At 62.1% G+C, this 795-nt stretch carries 1 pseudogene; it reads right to left on the bottom strand.

The features are described from left to right. Positions 1-191, bottom strand: a pseudogene (locus ACFFWD_RS36930) (hypothetical protein); the annotation flags it as partial. Positions 192-795: the final 604 nt, after the last annotated feature.

Genomic DNA, 795 nt, shown 5'->3' on the forward strand with positions numbered 1-795 from the left:
CAGAACTGCCGCGAGGGACAGGGCATCGCGATGGACCGCAGATGCTCGTGAGGTTGCCAGGGCGCGCGCCCCGGTACCCCGCAGCACGCCATTCCCCCCTGTCTCGCTGGTCCATAGGGCTGAACGGTCTCGTCCATCAGCCACAATCCGGTGAACGAATGCGAGCGCGGCGACCAATAGAGCTGCATCATCGGAGTTGTCTTTCTAAAAGTGGAAAGTCCGCGACTTCCTGAAGGCCCTAATTTAACAGGGCACAACCGAGGTCCAGTGTGGCACCCTAATGAACTGCCGGAACGTCCGGGATTGACCCGGATGTATGGTCCGGCCGTGCGGTGCAAGAGGTTCGCCGATCCAGCAGATGCGGTCTTGCATCAATGTATCCGGTCTCTGATTGGAGCTCATCGTGGCTCCCGACCATCATGGATATCAGCGCGCATGCGATCTGATTAGCGGACAGGCCTCGAATCCGGCCATTAGGGTCACCAGTGATCGCGTGCGCCGGGAAGACCGATCTCCATTTCGTCTCATCCTCTCGCAGACCTCGGCGGGTAAGGGATGTTGGTTACGTCATCGATAGCTCCTCATCTTGTGCTGTTCCTTTGTTTGTGCCCACGACCGTTCCTCCGTCCTGGCCTGCAGTTGCGCGGCGCGTCCGTGCGCAGGGGCCCGTCCAGGCTGGCCGTTGCGCTGGCCGTGCCCCTCGCTTCCGTGCTGCCAGGCCACCCTTGACGGGCGCGAGCACGGCGCGAGGATCACGCTGGACGGGACGCCATCGCATCGGTCTTGACGCACGCG

The sequence above is a fragment of the Bradyrhizobium erythrophlei genome (assembly GCF_042430365.1).
Taxonomy (GTDB): Bacteria; Pseudomonadota; Alphaproteobacteria; order Rhizobiales; family Xanthobacteraceae; genus Bradyrhizobium; species Bradyrhizobium erythrophlei.